This window comes from Rhizobium mongolense USDA 1844, from assembly GCF_000419765.1.
Taxonomy (GTDB): domain Bacteria; phylum Pseudomonadota; class Alphaproteobacteria; order Rhizobiales; family Rhizobiaceae; genus Rhizobium; species Rhizobium mongolense.
Genome location: NZ_ATTQ01000011.1, coordinates 116,757 through 135,430, shown reverse-complemented (window position 1 = coordinate 135,430; position 18,674 = coordinate 116,757). Strand labels below are relative to the sequence as shown.

The 18,674-nt window shown below is 59.9% G+C and carries 19 protein-coding genes and 1 pseudogene; 14 read left to right on the top strand and 6 right to left on the bottom strand.

Going from position 1 to position 18,674, the window contains the following annotated elements; genetic code table 11:
• Positions 1-67: 67 nt before the first annotated feature.
• A complete protein-coding gene (locus A3C3_RS0121840; protein ID WP_022716716.1) occupies positions 68-1,015 on the top strand; it encodes a lytic transglycosylase domain-containing protein in 948 nt (315 codons plus the stop codon).
• Between the two features lie 9 nt (positions 1,016-1,024).
• Here the strand turns inward: A3C3_RS0121840 and maiA are convergent, their stop codons facing one another.
• The 3 genes from maiA to hmgA are packed head-to-tail and all read right to left on the bottom strand — an operon-like array spanning position 1,025 to position 4,104.
• On the bottom strand, positions 1,025-1,684 hold the full coding sequence (gene maiA / locus A3C3_RS0121835) for a maleylacetoacetate isomerase (protein WP_022716715.1): 660 nt from the start codon (positions 1,682-1,684) through the stop codon (positions 1,025-1,027).
• An 8-nt stretch (positions 1,685-1,692) separates the two neighbouring features.
• The gene (locus A3C3_RS0121830; protein WP_022716714.1) at positions 1,693-2,709 is read right to left on the bottom strand and encodes a fumarylacetoacetate hydrolase family protein; all 1,017 of its coding nucleotides are present in this window, start codon (positions 2,707-2,709) and stop codon (positions 1,693-1,695) included.
• 39 nt (positions 2,710-2,748) lie between these two features.
• Entirely contained in the window at positions 2,749-4,104 is a 1,356-nt protein-coding gene (hmgA, locus tag A3C3_RS0121825; protein WP_022716713.1) for a homogentisate 1,2-dioxygenase, read from the bottom strand.
• A 67-nt stretch (positions 4,105-4,171) separates the two neighbouring features.
• Here hmgA and A3C3_RS0121820 point away from each other — a divergent pair, with 67 nt between their 5' ends.
• On the top strand, positions 4,172-4,621 hold the full coding sequence (locus A3C3_RS0121820) for a MarR family winged helix-turn-helix transcriptional regulator (RefSeq protein ID WP_022716712.1): 450 nt from the start codon (positions 4,172-4,174) through the stop codon (positions 4,619-4,621).
• Positions 4,622-5,078: 457 nt separating this feature from the next.
• On the opposite strand, the gene A3C3_RS0121815 is transcribed toward A3C3_RS0121820, so the two are convergent.
• The 3 genes from A3C3_RS0121815 to A3C3_RS0121805 all read right to left on the bottom strand — a co-directional run bounded on the left by A3C3_RS0121815 (position 5,079) and on the right by A3C3_RS0121805 (position 7,545).
• A complete protein-coding gene (locus tag A3C3_RS0121815; RefSeq protein WP_022716711.1) occupies positions 5,079-5,471 on the bottom strand; it encodes a hypothetical protein in 393 nt (130 codons plus the stop codon).
• Positions 5,472-5,543: 72 nt separating this feature from the next.
• Positions 5,544-7,178: a chaperonin GroEL gene (gene groL / locus A3C3_RS0121810; protein WP_022716710.1), complete on the bottom strand. Its 1,635-nt coding sequence runs from the start codon at positions 7,176-7,178 to the stop codon at positions 5,544-5,546.
• Positions 7,179-7,227: 49 nt separating this feature from the next.
• Positions 7,228-7,545: a co-chaperone GroES gene (locus tag A3C3_RS0121805; RefSeq protein WP_022716709.1), complete on the bottom strand. Its 318-nt coding sequence runs from the start codon at positions 7,543-7,545 to the stop codon at positions 7,228-7,230.
• A gap of 876 nt (positions 7,546-8,421) precedes the next feature.
• Between A3C3_RS0121805 and A3C3_RS45405 the strand changes: the two are divergent.
• From A3C3_RS45405 to nuoD, 12 genes and pseudogenes are all read left to right on the top strand, one after another.
• Positions 8,422-8,502, top strand: a pseudogene (locus tag A3C3_RS45405) (ABC transporter ATP-binding protein); the annotation flags it as partial.
• 181 nt (positions 8,503-8,683) lie between these two features.
• Complete coding sequence (locus A3C3_RS0121790) at positions 8,684-9,178, top strand: NADH-quinone oxidoreductase subunit J (protein WP_022716706.1); 495 nt, start codon at positions 8,684-8,686, stop codon at positions 9,176-9,178.
• On the top strand, positions 9,178-9,480 hold the full coding sequence (nuoK, locus tag A3C3_RS0121785; protein WP_022716705.1) for an NADH-quinone oxidoreductase subunit NuoK: 303 nt from the start codon (positions 9,178-9,180) through the stop codon (positions 9,478-9,480). Before A3C3_RS0121790 ends, nuoK begins: the two co-directional genes overlap by 1 nt.
• 4 nt (positions 9,481-9,484) lie before the next feature.
• The gene (locus A3C3_RS0121780; protein WP_022716704.1) at positions 9,485-10,948 is read left to right on the top strand and encodes a monovalent cation/H+ antiporter subunit D family protein; all 1,464 of its coding nucleotides are present in this window, start codon (positions 9,485-9,487) and stop codon (positions 10,946-10,948) included.
• Positions 10,945-11,199 carry a hypothetical protein gene (locus tag A3C3_RS0121775; protein WP_022716703.1) on the top strand — a complete coding sequence of 85 codons (255 nt, stop codon included), beginning with the start codon at positions 10,945-10,947 and terminating at the stop codon, positions 11,197-11,199. Before A3C3_RS0121780 ends, A3C3_RS0121775 begins: the two co-directional genes overlap by 4 nt.
• Positions 11,192-12,952, top strand: coding sequence for a Na(+)/H(+) antiporter subunit D (locus A3C3_RS0121770; protein WP_022716702.1), 1,761 nt, complete (start codon positions 11,192-11,194; stop codon positions 12,950-12,952). Before A3C3_RS0121775 ends, A3C3_RS0121770 begins: the two co-directional genes overlap by 8 nt.
• A gap of 8 nt (positions 12,953-12,960) precedes the next feature.
• Positions 12,961-14,436, top strand: a complete 1,476-nt coding sequence (locus tag A3C3_RS0121765; RefSeq protein WP_022716701.1) for an NADH-quinone oxidoreductase subunit M — start codon at positions 12,961-12,963, stop codon at positions 14,434-14,436.
• Positions 14,433-15,872 (top strand): NADH-quinone oxidoreductase subunit N, encoded by a 1,440-nt coding sequence (locus A3C3_RS0121760; protein ID WP_022716700.1) that lies wholly within the window; start codon positions 14,433-14,435, stop codon positions 15,870-15,872. The genes A3C3_RS0121765 and A3C3_RS0121760 overlap by 4 nt, the downstream gene beginning before the upstream one ends.
• A 153-nt stretch (positions 15,873-16,025) precedes the next feature.
• Positions 16,026-16,391: an NADH-quinone oxidoreductase subunit A gene (locus tag A3C3_RS0121755; protein WP_022716699.1), complete on the top strand. Its 366-nt coding sequence runs from the start codon at positions 16,026-16,028 to the stop codon at positions 16,389-16,391.
• Positions 16,379-16,882 carry a NuoB/complex I 20 kDa subunit family protein gene (locus A3C3_RS0121750; protein ID WP_022716698.1) on the top strand — a complete coding sequence of 168 codons (504 nt, stop codon included), beginning with the start codon at positions 16,379-16,381 and terminating at the stop codon, positions 16,880-16,882. Before A3C3_RS0121755 ends, A3C3_RS0121750 begins: the two co-directional genes overlap by 13 nt.
• On the top strand, positions 16,879-17,442 hold the full coding sequence (locus A3C3_RS0121745; protein WP_022716697.1) for an NADH-quinone oxidoreductase subunit C: 564 nt from the start codon (positions 16,879-16,881) through the stop codon (positions 17,440-17,442). Before A3C3_RS0121750 ends, A3C3_RS0121745 begins: the two co-directional genes overlap by 4 nt.
• Before the next feature lies 1 nt (position 17,443).
• Positions 17,444-18,658: an NADH dehydrogenase (quinone) subunit D gene (nuoD, locus tag A3C3_RS0121740; protein WP_022716696.1), complete on the top strand. Its 1,215-nt coding sequence runs from the start codon at positions 17,444-17,446 to the stop codon at positions 18,656-18,658.
• Positions 18,659-18,674 lie beyond the last annotated feature (16 nt).

Sequence of the window (18,674 nt, the reverse complement as noted above, 5' to 3'; positions counted from 1 at the left end):
CGGCTTGCACGCAATTTTGTGATAGTCTCGCCCCGACGATCCGATGGAGTAGGGGGAGAGGGCACCGATGAGGCGCTCCATAGGGAAGGCAGCCGAAAGACTTGCGCCGATCGCAGGCGCGTTCATTGCCACTGTTTTTGGCAGCCACCTTGCACATTCCCAGCCCGAGTGGAGTGCCGCGCCGCCGACATGTCTTTATTCTCTAGAGGCTTCGGCAGGCGGGCCGGCCCTTTGCGTCAGAAAGGAAAGCTTCAGCGCCGACATTTGCACGGCCATCGATCATCTTGCGCGCGCTAACCGACTTCCTCCTGATTATTTTGCACGGCTCATCTGGCGAGAAAGCCGTTTTCGCCCCGATGCGCTCAGTCCGAAAGGCGCTGAAGGGATTGCGCAATTCATGCCGGACACTGCCAAATTGCGCGGCCTGGAAAACAGCTATGATGCGCTCAGCGCGCTGCAGGCATCGGCGTCCTATCTTAACGATTTGCGTAACCGTTTCGGCAATTTGGGGCTTGCGGCAGCAGCCTATAATGCCGGCGAAAACGGCCTTTCGTCATTCCTCGAACATGGCACGTTGCCTTTCGAAACACGAAGCTATGTCACGGCGATAACCGCACACAGCGTTGAAGAATGGAAGAACAGCCCGCCCGACAAAGCAGCACTGGAACTCGATAAGGACAAGACGTTCCTGGAGGCTTGTACTGCTCTTGCCGAAAGCCGCCGTTTAAAGAATGCACCTTGGCAGCCCGAAGGCGAGTGGGCGCCCTGGGGCGCGCAACTCTCCGCGCACTTCGATCCTGCGGAAGCGCGCAGTCTTTTTCTGGAAGACGTTTACAAGTTGCCGGCGCCTCTGAACGCCGAAAAACCGCTAATTTTACGCCAGCGTGACCGCAGCTTCGGTTATCGGCCGCGCTATGTCGCTCGCGTTGCGCGCCAAACGAGGACGGAGGCAAATCAGGTCTGCACCGAGGTGCGCAAGCGCGGCGGCGTGTGCCTGGTATTCAAGAATGAATAAGTGCTTTGTCTATTCGGCCGGAGAGTTCGGGCCCGCCGCCCGATCGGGATGAGCCGCAGCAAAAGCAGGCAGCCTTTCGCATTTTTCTGCGATGGCCGCCGCGCGCGGGTAGGCGGAAAGATCGACGTTCCATCGCCGGGCATTGTAGATCTGCGGCACGAGGCAAAGGTCAGCCATGGTGGGCTGATCTGCATGGCAGAACTCACCAGCCTCCGGCGCCCTCAACATACGCTCGAAGGCGTCAAGACCCTCGCGGATGAATTTGCCCATCCATGCCAGCCGGGCAGCGTGCGGATCGCCCGATTGCTGCATGACGTGGGAAACGACGCTCAGATTGCAGATAGGATGAATGTCCATTGCGATGGCATATGAAAGGGCCCTAACGCGCTGGCGACCCAAAGCATCCGAGGGCAGCAGGCCTGCGTTCGGCCGCGTTTCCGAAAGATACTCGATGATGGCGAGCGACTGAGTCAGCATCTCGCCGTCGATGGCAAGCACAGGCACCAGGCCCTGGGGATTTCGCGCAAGATGAGGCGCCTGCTTGTGTTGGCTTGCCAGGAGATCGACGGGAACCGACCGATAAGGGATTGCCAGCATGTTGAGTGCGATCCGGACGCGATAGCTTGCCGAAGAGCGCCAGTAGTCGAAAAGAACGACATCGCTCGCCATGTCTGACCTCACTGCCTTTCGTATCTCGCAACGACCTGCTCGATGGCTCCGAAGATCGAGCGCCCATGCACGTCCTTCATCTCGATGCGGACAGTATCGCCGAACCTCATGAAGGGTGTTGCGGCCGCGCCGGTCCCGATCGTTTCGATCATGCGGATCTCAGCGATGCAGGAATAGCCGGCGCCGCCTTGGGAGATCGGTTTGCCCGGCCCGTCGTCCAGCTTATTGGAGACCGTCCCGGAGCCGATGATGGTGCCGGCGCCGAGCGGTCGGGTCTTGGCAGCGTGGGCGATGAGCTCACCGAAATCGAATGTCATGTCGATCCCGGCATTAGCGCGCCCGAAGGGCTGGCCGTTGAGGTCGACAAGGAGCGGCAGATGCAGTTTGCCGCCATCCCAGGCATCACCAAGCTCGTCTATCGTCACCGCAATTGGTGAGAATGCAGAGGACGGTTTTGACTGGAAGAATCCAAAACCTTTTGCAAGTTCTGCCGGGATCAATCCGCGCAGGGAAACATCGTTGACGAGCATGACGAGCCGGATGGCGCAACGCGCTTCGTCGATCGTGGAGCCCATTGGCACGTCATCGACGATGACAGCGATCTCCGCTTCCATGTCGATACCATAGGATTCGTCCGCCACCAGAATGGCGTCGCGCGGCCCAAGAAAGCTGTCAGAGCCACCTTGATACATCAAAGGCTCGGTCCAGAAGGTTGCCGGCATCTCGGCGTTGCGCGCCTTGCGAACCAGCTCGACGTGGTTGACGTAAGCTGAACCATCCGCCCATTGATAAGCGCGCGGCAGCGGCGATGCGGCATCGTGCTCGTGAAATCGCATGGCTGGCTGCGCGCCGGTTTCCAGACCCTCCGCAACTGCCGCTAGGCGTGGCTCGGCGTGTGCCCAGTCGTCGAGCGCGGCCTGAAGCGTGCGGGCGATATGGCCCACATCGGAGCATCGGCTGAGGTCTTTGGAGACGACGACCAGGCGGCCATCACGGGTGGAGTCCTTGAGCGTTGCAAGCTTCATGCGTTTGAGTTCCGTTTCTTGAATAGCCGGTAAACGGCTTCACTTGATGCCGGGCGTTCCGTCGAATTTGCGCTCCAGACCGTCCCAGCATTCGAGATAGTTATCCTGCAGCGTCTCAAGCTCGGCTGCGTATCGTGTCAGTTGCTGCGGATAGCGGGTCTCGAACATGAAGGCCATCGTGTGGTCGAGCTTCACGGGTTGCAGATCGACGCTGGATGCCGTTTCGAAGCCCATGGAGTCTGGCCCATGCGGCAGCATCATGTTGTGCAGGCTCATCCCGCCCGGCACGAACCCCTCCGCCTTGGCATCGTATTGACCATGGATGAGCCCCATGAACTCGCTCATAATGTTACGGTGGTACCAGGGCGGACGAAATGTATGTTCTGCCACCAGCCATCGTGGTGGAAAGATGACGAAATCGACATTGGCCGTTCCCTCTTCGCCCGAAGGCGCCGTCAGCACGGTGAAGATCGATGGATCCGGATGATCGAAGAGGATTGCGCCGACGGGCGCGAAAGTGCGCAGATCATACTTGAACGGCGCATAGTTGCCGTGCCAGGCGACCACGTCGAGTGGCGAATGGCCGATTCCTGTCGCATAGAACTTGCCGCACCATTTGACGTGGAGACGGCACGGGATTTCCTTGTCTTCGTAGGCGGCCGCCGGCGTCTTGAAGTCGCGCGGGTTGGCAAGGCAATTGGCGCCGATCGGTCCGCGATCCGGCAGCGTGAACTTGGCGCCATAGTTCTCGCAAATATAGCCACGCCACTCGGGACCCTCGCCGAGGCGCGCTACCTTGAAGATCATTCCACGAGGAATAAGGCAGATCTCCAAAGGCTCGACGTCGATGATGCCCATCTCGGTAAACACACAAATGGCGCCAAGCTGCGGCACGACCAGCAATTCTCCATCGGCGTTGAAGAAGTAGTCATCAACCATGTCGGCATTGAAGACATAGGCATGGGCCGCCATGCCGGTCTGGGTCATGACATCGCCGGCCGCTGTCATCGTGCGGATGCCGGCGAGGAAGTTGAGTTCGTCCGCCGGCGCCGGGATCGGGTTCCAGCGCAACTGGCCGAGCGGCAGCGAATGATCATCGAGACAGGGCGCTGATTTCCAGAAGGGATAACTGGCGTCGGAAAAGCGGCCCGTGTGGCGCACACTCGGGCGAATGCGGTAGAGCCAGGAGCGTTCGTTGGTGCCGCGGGGCGCGGTAAAAGGCGAGCCTGACAATTGCTCGGCATAGAGCCCGTAATTGCATTTCTGCGGACTGTTCTGGCCCTGTGGCAGCGCACCGGGCAGGGACTCCGTCTCGAAATCATTGCCGAAACCCGGCATGTATTTCGGATTGTTGACGACGGCATCGGCAGCCGTGCTCCTCGTCTTGTCCAGCATCGCTTGCACCTCCTCTGCAGATATAGTTACAAACGTAACTGTCGATTTTGTAACTATCAAGGAAGCCATGGACACCGGCGATTTCGATCTCGAGCAGTTCCTGCCGTTTCGCCTCAATCGCGCCGCGGAATTCATCGCCCTGCGCTTTGCCGCCGCCTACAAGGCCAAATATGGCCTGACGCGGCCGGAGTGGCGCACGCTGGCAGCGCTTGGGAGTTCAGGGCGTATGACGGCAAAGGAGGTCGGCGTCCATTCGACGATGCACAAGACCAAGGTCAGCCGGGCGGTTTTTTCACTTGAGAGACGCCGCTGGCTGAAGCGAACGCAGCACCAGGACGACCGCCGCGTCGAATATCTTGAGTTGACGGCTGCCGGAAGCACTGCCTATCGCGAACTGACGATGCTCGCCGTTAACTATTCGGCGGAAGTAGCGTCCCTTCTTGGCGAAGACGGCCTGAAGGCGCTTTCCTCCGGTTTGAGTGCTGTGGAGGCTACCATGGTGAGACGGCGCCGTTAGCTCCCATAGGCGCTAGCTTGGAGGGCCACCGCAGGTTCAGATCCCGCGGGCATCGAATTGTCGTTGTTTTGCAAGCGGCATGGAACTGGTGGCCAGCGCCTCCACTGGGCATCCGCACACCGACGAGTTGCGCGGCTCTCAGCGATGATGCGCGTAAGCGGAACATCCGCAAATGACGTGCCTTCTCGGGGTCACCCCGAGCCAAGCGGTAGGTTTCAGGAGGCCTCCATGACAATCGAGCACGTCGACGCGCGGCATCCTTTAAACCGTAGGGCGATCACGATCTCAAACCTTGGAAGCAGACAGGTAACCCAGAAGCCTCCATCGGTGAATCTCCTTCGGCGAGCGGCGGAGGCTTCTTTTTTTCGAAACGGATCACGCTTCATATGCTGTTGTTGTTGGCGGATAGAGGAAGCACCCTGAATCGGGGCGCCAAGCGAGTCTCAGGCAGGAGGTTTCAGGCGGAGAGCGCGGTGCTGCAGCCTTCGGCGATCTTGCTGTCAGCTGAGGTTTGTCCTGGCATGGTTGCCCATCCGCCGGCTTCGATGAACTGGCGCTTCTTATAGCTGTCTGGAAGAGCCTTAAATTCAATTCGTTTTGCGGCGGCATCCGTCGCACTGTTGAACCGGTCAACGCATATGGCCGATGCAAGTTCTCCACGTGCTGTTTCGCCCGCAGTCGTCGCCGCTTTGAGGGAAGTGCTGCCCGTCACCCAGCCCCCCCAGTTAAATCCGACGATGATCGTGGCGACTGCAGTGACGACACAAGCCCATACGAGGATCGTCTTCGATGGCTGATAGCTGTCGAAACGTTGGGAAATCGATGTTTTGCTGCTGCTCGGCATTACCATTGGAATTCTCCTTGCCAATGTTGTTTGGTTCACCGCTGCGGCCGTCCTGGCCGAGCGGTTCAGGCACTGTCCTCAGTATCCCATGCTACTCATGTCGGCGCTTCCGGCCGGCAGCGCAGATTCTCTTTCGGGAATATCGGCAATCACCGCTTCGGCGGTGATCAGAAGTGCTGCGATCGAGCCGGCGTCTTGCAAAGCGGTCCGCACGACCTTGGCAGGATCGACAATGCCAGCCTTGATCATATCGACGTAGGTCTCCGTCTGTGCGTCGAACCCCTGGTTGTAATCCGTGCTGTCGGCGAGTTTGCCAATAACGATAGAGCCCTCGACACCGGCATTATCGGCGATCTGCCGGATCGGGGCTTCCAGCGCCCTCAGCACGACCGAAATCCCCGCTGTCACGTCGGCGTTTTCTGCAGTTAGCCCCGCAAGGACCGACTTGGCGCGCAACAGGGCGACGCCTCCGCCCGGCACGATACCCTCCTCGACCGCCGCACGGGTGGCGTTCAGGGCATCGTCAATGCGGTCCTTTTTCTCCTTGACTTCAATTTCGGTCGAGCCGCCGACGCGGATCACCGCAACGCCGCCGGCGAGTTTTGCAAGGCGCTCTTGCAGTTTTTCCTTGTCGTAGTCGGAGGTGGTTTCCTCGATCTGCGCCTTAATCTGGCTGATGCGTCGAGCGATCTCAGATTTTGCACCTGCGCCGTCTATGATCGTGGTGGTATCCTTTTCGATCAGTGCCCGCTTGGTGCGCCCGAGCATATCCAGCGTGACATTTTCCAGCTTGATGCCGAGATCCTCGGAGATCATCTGGCCGGCCGTCAGAATGGCGATGTCCTCCAGCATGGCCTTGCGGCGATCGCCGAAGCCCGGGGCCTTGACGGCAGCGACCTTCAATCCGCCCCGCAACTTATTGACGACCAACGTGGCCAGAGCTTCGCCTTCGACATCCTCGGAAATAATAAGCAGCGACTTGCCGCTCTGCACCACGGCTTCGAGGATGGGCAGCATTGCCTGCAGATTGCCGAGCTTCTTCTCATAGACAAGGATATATGGGTCCTCCAGCTCCACGCGCATTTTTTCGGCATTGGTTACGAAGTAAGGCGAGAGATAGCCCCGGTCGAACTGCATGCCCTCGACGACATCGAGTTCAGTATCGGCCGTCCTGGCCTCCTCGACTGTGATCACACCTTCGTTGCCAACCTTTTCCATCGCATCAGCGATCATTTTGCCCACCGTCGCATCGCCATTGGCGGCGATTGTGCCGACCTGGGCGATCTCGCTCGATGAGCTAACCTTCGTGGCGCGCGCTTTGATTTCCGCGAGTACGGCCGCAACGCCAAGATCGATGCCGCGCCTCAAATCCATGGGGTTCATCCCGGCCGCAACAAGTTTGGCGCCTTCGCGAAAGATGGAGGCCGCGAGCACCGTCGCGGTTGTGGTGCCGTCGCCCGCAAGATCGTTGGTCTTGGATGCCACTTCGCGCACCATCTGTGCGCCCATGTTCTCGAACTTGTCCGCAAGTTCGATTTCCTTGGCGACCGCGACGCCGTCCTTGGTGATGCGTGGCGCGCCATAGGACTTGTCGATGACGACGTTGCGGCCTTTGGGGCCCAACGTTACCTTGACGGCATTGTTGAGCACCTCGACCCCGCGAAGAAGACGATCGCGTGCGTCGGTGGAGAAGATGATTTGCTTGGCAGACATTGTCTGTGGTCCAGTTCGGTCTTGAGAGTCGGGGTCGGAATTCGGCGGATCAGGCGGTCGTGTCGGCGGTCGCCTCGGTCTTTTCGACGATGTCCATGATGTCGCACTCCTTCATGATCAGGAGATCTTCGCCATCGATCCCGATCTCGGTTCCCGTCCACTTTCCCAATACGATCAGATCGCCGGTCTCCGCGTCGGGCGCCGTCAGCCGCCCATTTTCGTCGCGCAAGCCCGGCCCAACGGCGATCACTTCGCCTTCCTGCGGCTTTTCCTTGGCGGTGTCGGGAATGATGATCCCGCCCTTGGATATTAGGTCACCTTTCGCGCGCCGTATGACGACGCGGTCGTGGAGAGGACGGAATGTCATGAGGATCTTTCTGCGGTCGGCGCATAGGGCGGCCGCAACTATTACATAACATCTCTGGCACTCGATTGGTAGGATTGCCAAGAAATATTATCTGCGAGCGGATAATCCAAATTATCATCCGTTAGAAAGTACAAAAAGCTCTAGGATAATCCGCGGCTTTTTGTTCGACTTTCATGAAGGTTCATTTGGACCCTGAACTTATGCCGCAAATAGACGGCGAGATTCTTAAAGATAGATAAGACTATTTTTGCGGAGCATAGCCCCTCCGCGCTCGATGCCTGTGTCCGACGCCGATCTCTGGGCTGACGATATCGCTGCCGTCACAGCCGAATCCAACCTGCGTCGCGCGGTGCTGGTGGACTGGTCGCTCGGTGGCTTCGTCGCTGGCGCGCGAGTGCGACGTCGTCGCACCCGTAAATTCTCCCGCCAGCGGGTCGGACGATCCGGCGACAGCTCGATGACCGCGTCGACCAGGTTGAACCCCGCCACCCTGGAACCCCCGCGTTTGTCATCAACGGCATGACGCCTGGCGCAGGGAACGAAGGTTATTTGAAGAACCAACCTCAGATCTTGAGCCTGCGTTCACCGACTTTTCCGGCCCCATTCTCCTGACGCACGGCAAGCACGATCGGCTTGTCCGTCCGGCCATGTCGGAACGAGTAAAAGCGATCCACAAGGACAGCCGCTTGTCGATCGTTGCCAACAGCGGCCCTTCGCCCTTTTACGAGGAACCCGACCGCTTTGGGCGCGAACTGGCGATGTTCGTGAAGGCAGCAAATCGGGGGTGAACATAAAGGCCGGCCGGCCAAGAAGATCGGTTGATGCTGGCCGGCGCAGACCAGGGAGGAAGCCGTGGCGGCGCGCCCGTCGCACCAAACCTCAGATCTTGCCGAAAGACCGATGGACGAGCTTTCCGGCGGGCAACGCAAGCGTGTCTGGATTGCCATGGCGGCGGCGCTTCGAGATCTTGGCGAGCGGCTCAGCGACATCAGACCCGCAGTGGTTTGTGTGCTGACGACAATAATCTTGTGAAAAATCCGATACTAGGGCACAATTTATAAATGCACCTGAAGTGCGGAGCTATTTCAAATCCGGCCGTCTCGCGCCGAGTGACAGCTCGCGTGGGAGGGTCGCGTCGATGGCTCAGGGGTTCTTTCTTCTGTTCGCTACGGTGTCCGTGATCACGGCCCTGACCGTGGTCCTGGCGCGCAATCCGGTTCACTGCGCATTGGCGCTGATGGCATGTTTCCTGCAGATTTCGGCAATCTTCGTCCTGCTCGAAGCGCCGTTGCTCGCGGTCATCCAGATCTTCGTATATGTCGGCGCGATCATGGTCCTGTTCCTATTCGTGATCATGATGATCGATGTGCGTGAGGCAATGTCGCAGCGGTTCTTGCCAGGGGGCAACCTGCCGGCACTGGTGATGCTCGTTCTGCTTGGGATCGAGATGTCGGCATTGGTGCTCTGGAGCGATCGCTTTTCGGTCACCGTCCCTGTGGGCGGTGGCGATGAGATCAGGCAGCTCAGCACGACGCTTTTCGCCGGCTATCTTCTGCCGTTTGAGGTCGCCTCCGTCATCCTGTTGGTGGCTTTGGTCGGCGCCATCGTGCTGGCGCGGAAGGAGCGGGGGTGATGGTTCCGCTGTCGTGGTATATCCTGCTCGGGGTGGTTCTGTTCGTGATCGGAGCGGCGGGCGTGCTGCTCAGGCGCAATATTCTGGTCGTGCTGATGTCGCTGGAGTTGCTGCTAAACTCGGTCAACATCAATTTCATCGCATTCGGACGCATCTACGACGACTTGCGCGGGCAGATCTTCGCCATCTTCGTCATAGCAATCACTGCGGCGGAGGTTGCCGTTGCTCTTGGCATCCTGGTCGCTCTTGTGAGGAACAAATCCACTCTCAAGGTCGACGACGTGACCATGATGAAAGGATAGCGGCTTGGACCCGGTGATATCGATCAGGCCGCTGCTTGCCGTCGCCGTCCCGGGCCTGACCGCCGTGGCAGTTCTTCTTTTGAACAACCGCGAGAAAATCCGCGATCTCGTCTCGCCGTTGGCCGCGATCGCCCTGTTTGCGATTGTCGCCTCTATGGCGCCCACGGTGTTGGCGGGCGGAACCGTCGATTTGCGCCTGTTCGAGATCCTGCCGGGGGCCGACTTCGCCTTCCGGGCGGATGCGCTCGGCATGGTGTTCGCTACCGTCTCGTCACTCCTATGGATCGTCGCTGCGGTCTATTCCGTCGGCTACATGCGGCACTTGAACGAGCATGCGCAGACCCGATTCTTTGCCTGTTTCGCCACCAGCCTCGCGGCGGCCGTTGGAGGGGCCTTTGCCGCCAATCTCTTCACGCTGGTGATCTTCTACGAGGTGCTCAGCCTCGTTACCTATCCGCTCGTCTACCACCACGAGGACGAAGAGGGATGGGCGGGAAGCCGCAAGTACCTCGTCTATCTGATGGGCGCGTCGAAAAGCGTGCTGCTTGCCGCGCTGGCCCTGACCTATTCCATCGCGGGGTCGCTCGACTTTGTGGCGGGGGGGCTATTGGAGGGTGTCAATGCCTCGGCGCCGCTGCTGACGGTCGTCTATTTCTGCTATCTTTTCGGCTTCGCCAAGGCTGCGGTGATGCCCATGCACGCCTGGCTGCCGGCCGCCATGGTGGCGCCAACGCCTGTCAGCGCGCTCTTGCATGCAGTGGCTGTCGTCAAGATGGGTGTGTTTTGTGTGCTGCGGGTGGTGTTCCATGTCTTCGGCGTCGGGCTGGTCGGAGAGCTGGGCCTCGGCATCGCCACGGCCTATCTGGTTTCATTCACGATCCTGATGGCGTCGGTCTACGCCCTGACACGGGACGACCTGAAGGCGAGGCTCGCCTATTCGACGGTTTCCCAGCTCTCCTACATCGTCTTGGGCGCGGTCCTGTTGTCGCCGGTCGCAATGGTCGGCGGGATCATCCACATTGCGGCGCACGCCTTTTCCAAGATCACGCTGTTTTTTTGCGCCGGGTCGATCTACTGCGCGTCGGGAAAACGCAACATCAGCGACATGGCCGGCATCGGCCGCCGACTGCCCTGGACGATGGGGGCATTCTTCGTCGCCTCGCTCAGCATGATCGGGGTGCCGCCGACTGCGGGATTCGTCAGCAAATGGTATTTGACGCTGGGGTCGGTGGAGGCGGGACAGATCGCATTCCTGGTCGTACTCCTGGTGAGTTCGATCCTGAACGCCGCCTATTTCCTGCCGGTCAGCTATGTCGCCTTTTTCGGGACCGAACCGCAGGAGAGCCGGACGACGGTCCGGGAAATTCCGATGATCACGATCCCGCTTGTCGCGACTGCCATCCTATCGGTGCTGATGGGCATCTTCCCCGATTATTTTCTTATTCTGGCGGACGGAGTGGTCAGATGATCAAGCGCTTGGTCGACTTCTTTGGTGACGAAGAATGGGCAAGGCAGCGCCGCCGACTGTTCTATCTGGCACTCGTTCTGATCGTCGCCGCCGACTTTCTGGTTTCTCGCGAACACGCCGAATATCTTTGGGAGCGCCTGCCTGGCTGGTCCGCCGTCTACGGTTTCGGCTCCTGCGTTCTGCTCATCTTCGTTTCCAAGTTTCTCGGTCATCGGATCGGGCTGATGCGGCGCGAGGACTATTATGACTGACTTCATCCATCCGGCTCTGCTTTTCATTCTCGGTGCTCTGCCGATACCGTTCCTCAGGGGATCGATCGGAAAGGCCTATCTGCTGCTGATCCCGACGCTGGCGATCCTTGCCGTGCTCACGATGGAGCCGGGCAGTTATGGCGAGGCGAGGTTTATCGGGCAGGAAATCCTGATTGCGAAGGTCGACAGGCTGAGTATCGTCTTCGCCACCGTTTTCACCGTCATGGCGCTGATCGGCATGGTCTACGCGTTGCACCTGACACGCACCGGCCAGCATGTGGCCGCATTCATCTACGTCGGCAGCGCACTCGGCGTGGTGTTCGCCGGTGACTACCTGACCCTCTATCTGTTCTGGGAAGGCATGGCGTTTTCCTCTGCCTACCTGGTCTTTGCCCAGGGAGGCGACAATGCGATCCGGGCGGGGTTTCGGTATCTCATGGTCCATATCAGCGGCGGGGTCTGCCTGCTCGGCGGCGTGGTTCTCCACGGGCTCACCACAGGTTCATCTCTTTTCGGCCCGATCGAGGGAGAAATGGGCGTGGCCGTCTACCTGATCCTTGCCGGGTTCATCCTCAACGCCGCAGTGCCGCCGCTCAATGCCTGGCTCACCGACGCCTATCCGGAGGCGACCGTCACAGGCGCGGTGTTCATGAGCGCCTTTACCACCAAGACCGCCGTCTACGTGTTGGCGCGGGCGTTTCCGGGGACCGAACTTCTTGTCTGGCTCGGCACCGCGATGGCGCTCTACGGCGTTATCTACGCGGTGCTGGAGAACGATTGCCGGCGGCTCCTTGCCTATCACATCGTCAGCCAGGTGGGGTACATGGTGGCGGGCGTCGGCATTGGGACCGAGATGGCAGTGAACGGAGCCACCAGCCATGCCTTCGCCCATATCCTCTACAAGGCGCTTTTGTTCATGGGTGCGGGGGCGGTGATTCATGTCACTGGGCGGCGTAAGCTCACCGAACTCGGCGGGCTCTATAAGACCATGCCGCTGACCTTGACGCTCTACATGGTCGGCGCCTTAGCGATCTCGGCATTTCCGTTCTTCTCAGGTTTCGTCACCAAGTCGATGGTGGTGGCCGCCGCCGCGCAGGATCATCGCGCGCTGGTCGTGCTCGCGCTGACGATGGCATCGTCCGGGACGTTCCTGCACACCGGACTCAAGCTCCCGTACTACATGTTCTTCGGTAGGGACCAAGGGCTGAGGGCCAGGGATCCGCCCGCCAACATGCTGGTTGCGATGGGTATGGCGGCGGTGCTCTGCATTGCGATCGGGGTGTTCCCGCGGCCGCTTTATGCATTGCTACCCTATCCGGTCGACTTCGAACCATATACCGGTCTCCATATTACGGAGAGCCTCGGCGTGCTGATGTTCACGGCACTGGGTTTTGTCATGTTCCTGCGAGCGCTCGATCCCGAGAATACAATCAGCCTGGACACTGACTGGTTCTACCGCAAGGGTGCGCGGTACTTCATGTGGCTCGCCGAAAGACCGCTGGCGCGCTATGAGAAGACTGTGAGCGAGGTGTCTGAGACAACGGCACTACCTTTCCTGCACGGGTCGGCACGAGAAGGATTGCGGATCGACCTTAACGGTGTGGACGCCGTCGTGAACGGCGTCGCTCGTTCGATCCTGCGCGCAGGCGCGGCGTTGCGGCGGCTCCAGACCGGTGTCGTCACCCACTATGTGCTGGCGATGATCGCCGGTCTGATCGCGGCCGCCGTCGTTTTCGCCGTGGCATGGCGGTAGGGGGTGCGATGGGATTGCCGCTCCTCAGTCTCATTGTATTCACGCCTGCCGCCGGGGCAGTGGTTCTAATGTTTCTCCGCAGCGAGGATGCGGTGCGCTGGACAGCTCTGGGCATCACCGTCCTCGACCTGGCTCTCTGCATCGCAATGCTGGTCAGCTTCGACCAGACGACTCACGAGATGCAGTTCACCGAGATACACCCGTGGGTGCCTACGCTCGGGATCACCTACGCGCTCGGTATCGATGGGATCAGCGCGCTCTTCGTGTTCTTGACCGCACTGCTGGGGTGGATTTGCGTGCTCGCCTCGTGGGTCGCGATTGCCAGCAAGGTGAAGGAGTTCATGGTGAGCCTGCTCGTCATGCAGGCGCTGATGCTGGGGGTATTCTGCGCCCTCGACCTGTTTCTGTTTTATGTCTGCTGGGAGGCGATGCTGATCCCGATGTACCTGATCATCGGGGTGTGGGGCGGCGATGGCCGGGTCTATGCCGCGTTCAAGTTCTTCCTCTACACGCTGGCGGGCAGCCTCCTGTTCCTGATCGGTGTCATCGTGCTCTATTTCCACGGCGGCAGGACCTTCGACATTCTCGCGCTCACAGGTCAGGATTTGCCGTTCTGGGTCCAATCCTGGCTTTTCTTCGCCTTCCTGATCGCCTTCGCCGTGAAGGTGCCGATGGTCCCGGTTCATACCTGGCTGCCGGACGCTCATGTGCAGGCGCCTACGGCTGGCAGCATCATCCTGGCCGGAGTGCTCCTGAAGATGGGTGCCTACGGGTTCTTGCGGTTCTCGCTGCCGATGCTGCCGGAGGCGTCGGTATATTATTCGACGCTGATGCTGGGGCTTTCGGCACTTGCCATCGTCTATGGCGGATTGCTTGCTCTGGCGCAGGACGACCTGAAGAAGCTGGTGGCCTATTCCAGCATCAGTCATATGGGTTTCGTAACGCTGGGGATTTTTGCGCTGAACCTCCGCGGGCTCGAGGGTGGCGTCCTGCAAATGTTCAATCACGGCGTAACGACGGGCGCTTTGTTCCTCTTCGTTGGCCTGATCTACGAGCGGACGCATACGCGCAGTATCGCCGACTATGGCGGGCTGATGAAGGTGGCGCCGGTCTATACCGGGTTTCTGGCGCTGTTCACCTTGTCGTCGATGGCCCTGCCGGGAACGAATTCGTTCGTCGGCGAGTTGCTGGTGCTGTCGGGCGGATTTGCGGCCAACCTGGCCGCCGGCGCGGCCGCGGTCGTGGGCGCCTTGCTGAGCGCGGCCTATCTTCTTGGCATGTATAGGAGAGTAGCACTTGGTCCGGCCGGCATCGGCGCTCGCTTCAAGATAAGCGACGTGAACGCCCGCGAGATGGCTGCCATCCTGCCGCTGGCCGTCTTTGTGCTTTGGGTCGGGCTCTATCCGAAACCCTTTCTCAACATCATCGACGTCTCGGTGAAGCATCTGCTGGCGCACGTGCACACAAAGGGGAGCGGCCAATGACCGCCGCCCAGCTTTTCCAGTCGGCTCTAGCGAGCCTGCCCGAGATCGTGGTGATCACTGGGGCCTGCATCCTGCTGATTTTTGGCCAGCTCGTGCGGAAGGGGCAGGAACATTTCTTTGTCTGGGCGTCCGTCGCCGTCGTGCTGATTGCCGCCTTGGGGACATTCATGCTGGCGAGCGAGGTGCGGCCGGCCTACACGGGCATGTTCGTCGCCGACGGCTTTGCGGTCTTTTTCAAGTTCGTGTTCTACTTAGCCACTGTTTTGACATTCTTCCTGTCGCGAAAATATGCCGACATTGAGGGGATCGGGAGTAGTGAATACTATGTTCTGCTGCTCTTCGCCCTTTCGGGAATGATGATCATGGCCTCGGCGACCGATCTCTTGTCGCTTTATGTGGGCCTCGAACTGATGGTGATCTGCACCTATGTACTGACCGGCTTCCTGCGGCGAGAGCCGCGTTCGAACGAAGCGGCACTGAAATATGTGATCCTTGGCGCGGTCTCGACCGCGATCTTCCTCTATGGCGTTTCGCTGGTTTACGGGCTCACCGGCACGACGCAACTGGACGGCATGACGGCTGCGGTGACCGGCGACCCGCTCGATCCCGGATTGCTGCTGGCGGTGGTCTTCATCGTCGCGGGGTTGGTCTTCAAGGTCGGCGCGGTGCCGTTCCATATGTGGGTGCCGGACGTCTACGAGGGCGCGCCGACGACGATCACGGCTTTCATGTCTGTGGGGCCGAAGGCTGCGGGATTCGCGGTGATCCTGCGGGTGTTCCTCAACCCGCTGGTTGCAGCCTCGGACGCCTGGCTCGTTGTCGCAGTCATTGCGGTGGTGACGATGGCACTCGGCAGCTTCGTGGCACTGGTGCAGGACAATTTCAAGCGCCTCCTGGCCTATTCCAGCATCGCCCATGCCGGGTTCGCCATTTTCGGCGTAGTGGCCGGCAGTGCGGACGGGATCGCGAGCGTGATGCTCTACCTGCTGATCTATTCTTTGATGAACCTCGGCATTTTCGGCATCGTCATCATGATGCGGAACGGCGATTTCTCGGGCGAGATTATCGAAGACTACGCGGGCTTTGCCAGGTCGCATCCCGGGCTGGCGCTTCTGATGCTGCTCTATCTGTTCTCGCTGGCCGGCATCCCGCCAACGGCCGGGTTCTTCGCCAAGTTCTACGTGCTGGTCGCGTTGGTCGAGCGGGGTTTCGTCATGCTGGCGGTGATCGCAGTCCTGCTGAGCGCCGTTGCCGCCTACTTCTATATCCGCATCGTCATGGTGATCTACATGCGCGAACCACAAAGGGCCTTTGACCCGGCTCTGACGCCGCTGGTTCGCGCGACGCTCGCCTTCACCGCCGTCGGCACTCTCGGAATCGGCCTATTTCCGGAACGGTTTCTGAGGCTTGCTCAAGGTGCGGTGTTTGGAGGCTGATCTATTGGATTTGCAATGGTTCCCCCAAGGGAATACACTGATACTTAAAGAAAGGAGCGCCCAAGTCACTTACTGGGGCGACCGCATTGCCGGCCCGAACGGGGCCGGTCGCGGCCTGAGCAAGCCCTCGGTGGGTGACCGGGGAAATGCGACATGTCTGCAATGGAATTCCTGCCGGTTCTCTTCATGGCTGCCGGAATTGTTCTGGTGGCGATGACGACGCTTTTCGTTTCCTCGCTGCTGCGCCCCTCCAATTCCTATCCCGCAAAGAACATGCCCTACGAATGCGGCATGGACCCGTCGGGCGAGGCCGCCGGGGGCCGCTTCAGAGTGCCATTCTTTATCCTTGCGATACTGCTCGTGGTCTTCGATGTCGAGGCAATGTTCCTCTTTCCCTGGGCCGTCGTTCTGAAAGAGATCGGGTTCATTGGTTATGTTGAGATGTTCGCCTTCATGTTGCTGCTTCTCGTGGGCTTCGCCTACGCTTGGCTGAAGGGAGCGTTGGAATGGGAGGAGTAAACAACGCGATCCGCGATAGCGTTCTGTTCACCACGGCCGACAGCATCATCAGCTGGAGCCGGAGGTCAGCCCTATGGCCCGAGACCTTCGGCATTGCCTGCTGTGCTATCGAGATGATCTCAGCCGGTTGCGCGCGCTATGATCTCGACCGGTTCGGCGTGGTGTTCCGCCCTTCGCCACGTCAGTCCGATGTGATGATCATCGCCGGCACCGTGACCCGGAAATTCGCACCCGTGGTGCGTCGGCTCTACGACCAGATGCCGGAACCGCGCTGGGTGATTGCAATGGGCACCTGCGCCATTTCGGGCGGGGTTTACAACACCTACGCCGTGGTGCAGGGGTCGGAAACTTTCGTGCCCGTAGACGTGCATGTGCCCGGCTGTCCCCCGCGGCCCGAGGCGTTGATGCATGGCTTCCTCCTGCTTCAAGAGAAGATCAAGAGGACCCGCGCGCTGGCCGGGACGCCTCTGGATCGGGTTGCAGCGTCATGAGTGTTGGGCGACCTCTCGATCAAGGTCCGATCATGGAGCGTTTCGGCGGAGCAATCGAGGATCTCGGCTCCGTGCACGGCATTCACGTCTTTGCTGTTCCTCCCGAGGCGATCGTCGAGTTCTGCCAGTTCCTGAAGGAACATCCAGCACTGCGATTCAACTTCCTCTCCGACATCTGCGGGGTTGATCACTATCCCGAAACGCCGCGATTCGAAGCGGTATACCACCTTTACTCACTCCCCAATCGGTGGCGGATTCGCATCAAGTGCCGGCTTGGCGATCCGCCGCAGCTTTCCTCGGTTACGGGCGTCTGGCGCACCGCCAACTGGCATGAACGCGAAGCCTGGGACATGTACGGGATCAGGTTCGACGGCCACCCCGACCTGCGCCGGATCTATATGTGGGAGGGATTCGAGGGCTTCCCGCAGCGAAAGGATTTTCCGCTGCGCGGATACAAGGATAAGTTGAACCCGTTTGGAGCCGAAGGCCCCCCGCCGACACAGCCGGACCTCGTCACCAGGGATATTCCGCAAGGAGGCCGTTCCGCGCCGGAGAGTTGAGATGACTGAAGTCACCGAACTCAGCAGGCCTGAAGGCGAAGCGCTCAATACCAGGGAAGTGCTTCTCAATCTCGGCCCGCAGCACCCCAGCACTCATGGGGTTCTTCGGCTCGTCCTCGAACTGACCGGCGAGTACGTCGAGCGCGTGGACCCGCATATCGGCTATCTCCACCGCGGCACCGAAAAACTGGCGGAGAGCTTCACCTATACCCAGATTTTCCCGCTGACGGACCGGCTCGACTATCTCTGCCCACCTTCGAATAACCTGGCGTTTGCGCTGGCCGTGGAGAAACTCCTCGGCATAGAAGCACCGGTACGGGCGCAGTATATTCGCGTGTTGATGGCTGAGCTGGCACGGATCTCGGGCCATCTCCTCATCACTGGCGCACTGCCGATGGACCTTGGCGCCATGACCGCCTTGCTCTACGCGATGCGCGAGCGCGAAATGATCATGGATCTGTTGGAGATGATTACCGGGGCGCGGATGCATACCTCTTACTGCCGGGTCGGCGGTGTGCGCGAGGACCTGCCCGACGGGTTCCTCCCCAAAATCCGGGAATTCTGTGACATCTTCCCGAACCGCATTCGCGACTATGACCGGCTGCTCGAGAACAACCGGGTGTTTTTGAACCGTACGCAAGGGATCGGCGTAATCGCCCCCGAGGATGCCATCGATCTCGGCCTGAGTGGCCCAAACCTGCGCGCCTCGGGCGTCGATTGGGACATCCGCCGCGACGAGCCTTATGAGATCTACGATCGGCTCGACTTCAATGTCATTACCCGCAAGGAGGGCGACTGCTATGCGCGCTGGCAGTGCCGTGTCGAGGAAATGCGCGAGAGCATCCGGATCATTGAGCAATGTCTCGACCAGATGCCCGAGGGGCCGTTCCAGATCGACATGCCGACAATCGCCTTCCCGGTGGACAAGGACAGGGTGCACTGCTCGATGGAGGCTTTGATCCAGCATTTCGACCTCTCGGCCTACGGCTTCAAGGTGCCGAAGGGCGAGGTCTATTCGGCGATCGAGGCGCCAAAGGGCGAGCTAGGCTTCTACATCATCAGCGATGGATCGCCCAAACCGTTCCGCATGAAGGTGCGGGCACCGTCCTTCGTCAACCTTCAGGGACTCTTTGGAGTGACCAACGCCCGCTATCTGGCGGACATGATCGCCGTGCTCGGCAGCCTCGACCCGGTGATGGCCGAGGTGGACAAGTAGCAGGGAGGTTCAAACG

Bases quoted from the DNA above. Each gene is read 5' to 3' on its own strand.
- A3C3_RS0121830 (WP_022716714.1), bottom strand. From the start codon at position 2,709: ATGAAGCTTGCAACGCTCAAGGACTCCACCCGTGATGGCCGCCTGGTC.
- A3C3_RS0121775 (WP_022716703.1), top strand. From the start codon at position 10,945: ATGATCAAGCGCTTGGTCGACTTCTTTGGTGACGAAGAATGGGCAAGG.
- A3C3_RS0121770 (WP_022716702.1), top strand. From the start codon at position 11,192: ATGACTGACTTCATCCATCCGGCTCTGCTTTTCATTCTCGGTGCTCTG.
- A3C3_RS0121805 (WP_022716709.1), bottom strand. From the start codon at position 7,545: ATGACATTCCGTCCTCTCCACGACCGCGTCGTCATACGGCGCGCGAAA.
- A3C3_RS0121760 (WP_022716700.1), top strand. From the start codon at position 14,433: ATGACCGCCGCCCAGCTTTTCCAGTCGGCTCTAGCGAGCCTGCCCGAG.
- A3C3_RS0121790 (WP_022716706.1), top strand. From the start codon at position 8,684: ATGGCTCAGGGGTTCTTTCTTCTGTTCGCTACGGTGTCCGTGATCACG.
- A3C3_RS0121765 (WP_022716701.1), top strand. From the start codon at position 12,961: ATGGGATTGCCGCTCCTCAGTCTCATTGTATTCACGCCTGCCGCCGGG.
- nuoD (WP_022716696.1), top strand. From the start codon at position 17,444: ATGACTGAAGTCACCGAACTCAGCAGGCCTGAAGGCGAAGCGCTCAAT.
- A3C3_RS0121820 (WP_022716712.1), top strand. From the start codon at position 4,172: ATGGACACCGGCGATTTCGATCTCGAGCAGTTCCTGCCGTTTCGCCTC.
- A3C3_RS0121755 (WP_022716699.1), top strand. From the start codon at position 16,026: ATGTCTGCAATGGAATTCCTGCCGGTTCTCTTCATGGCTGCCGGAATT.
- nuoK (WP_022716705.1), top strand. From the start codon at position 9,178: ATGGTTCCGCTGTCGTGGTATATCCTGCTCGGGGTGGTTCTGTTCGTG.
- A3C3_RS0121815 (WP_022716711.1), bottom strand. From the start codon at position 5,471: ATGGTAATGCCGAGCAGCAGCAAAACATCGATTTCCCAACGTTTCGAC.
- maiA (WP_022716715.1), bottom strand. From the start codon at position 1,684: ATGGCGAGCGATGTCGTTCTTTTCGACTACTGGCGCTCTTCGGCAAGC.
- groL (WP_022716710.1), bottom strand. From the start codon at position 7,178: ATGTCTGCCAAGCAAATCATCTTCTCCACCGACGCACGCGATCGTCTT.
- A3C3_RS0121745 (WP_022716697.1), top strand. From the start codon at position 16,879: ATGAGTGTTGGGCGACCTCTCGATCAAGGTCCGATCATGGAGCGTTTC.
- A3C3_RS0121840 (WP_022716716.1), top strand. From the start codon at position 68: ATGAGGCGCTCCATAGGGAAGGCAGCCGAAAGACTTGCGCCGATCGCA.
- hmgA (WP_022716713.1), bottom strand. From the start codon at position 4,104: ATGCTGGACAAGACGAGGAGCACGGCTGCCGATGCCGTCGTCAACAAT.
- A3C3_RS0121750 (WP_022716698.1), top strand. From the start codon at position 16,379: ATGGGAGGAGTAAACAACGCGATCCGCGATAGCGTTCTGTTCACCACG.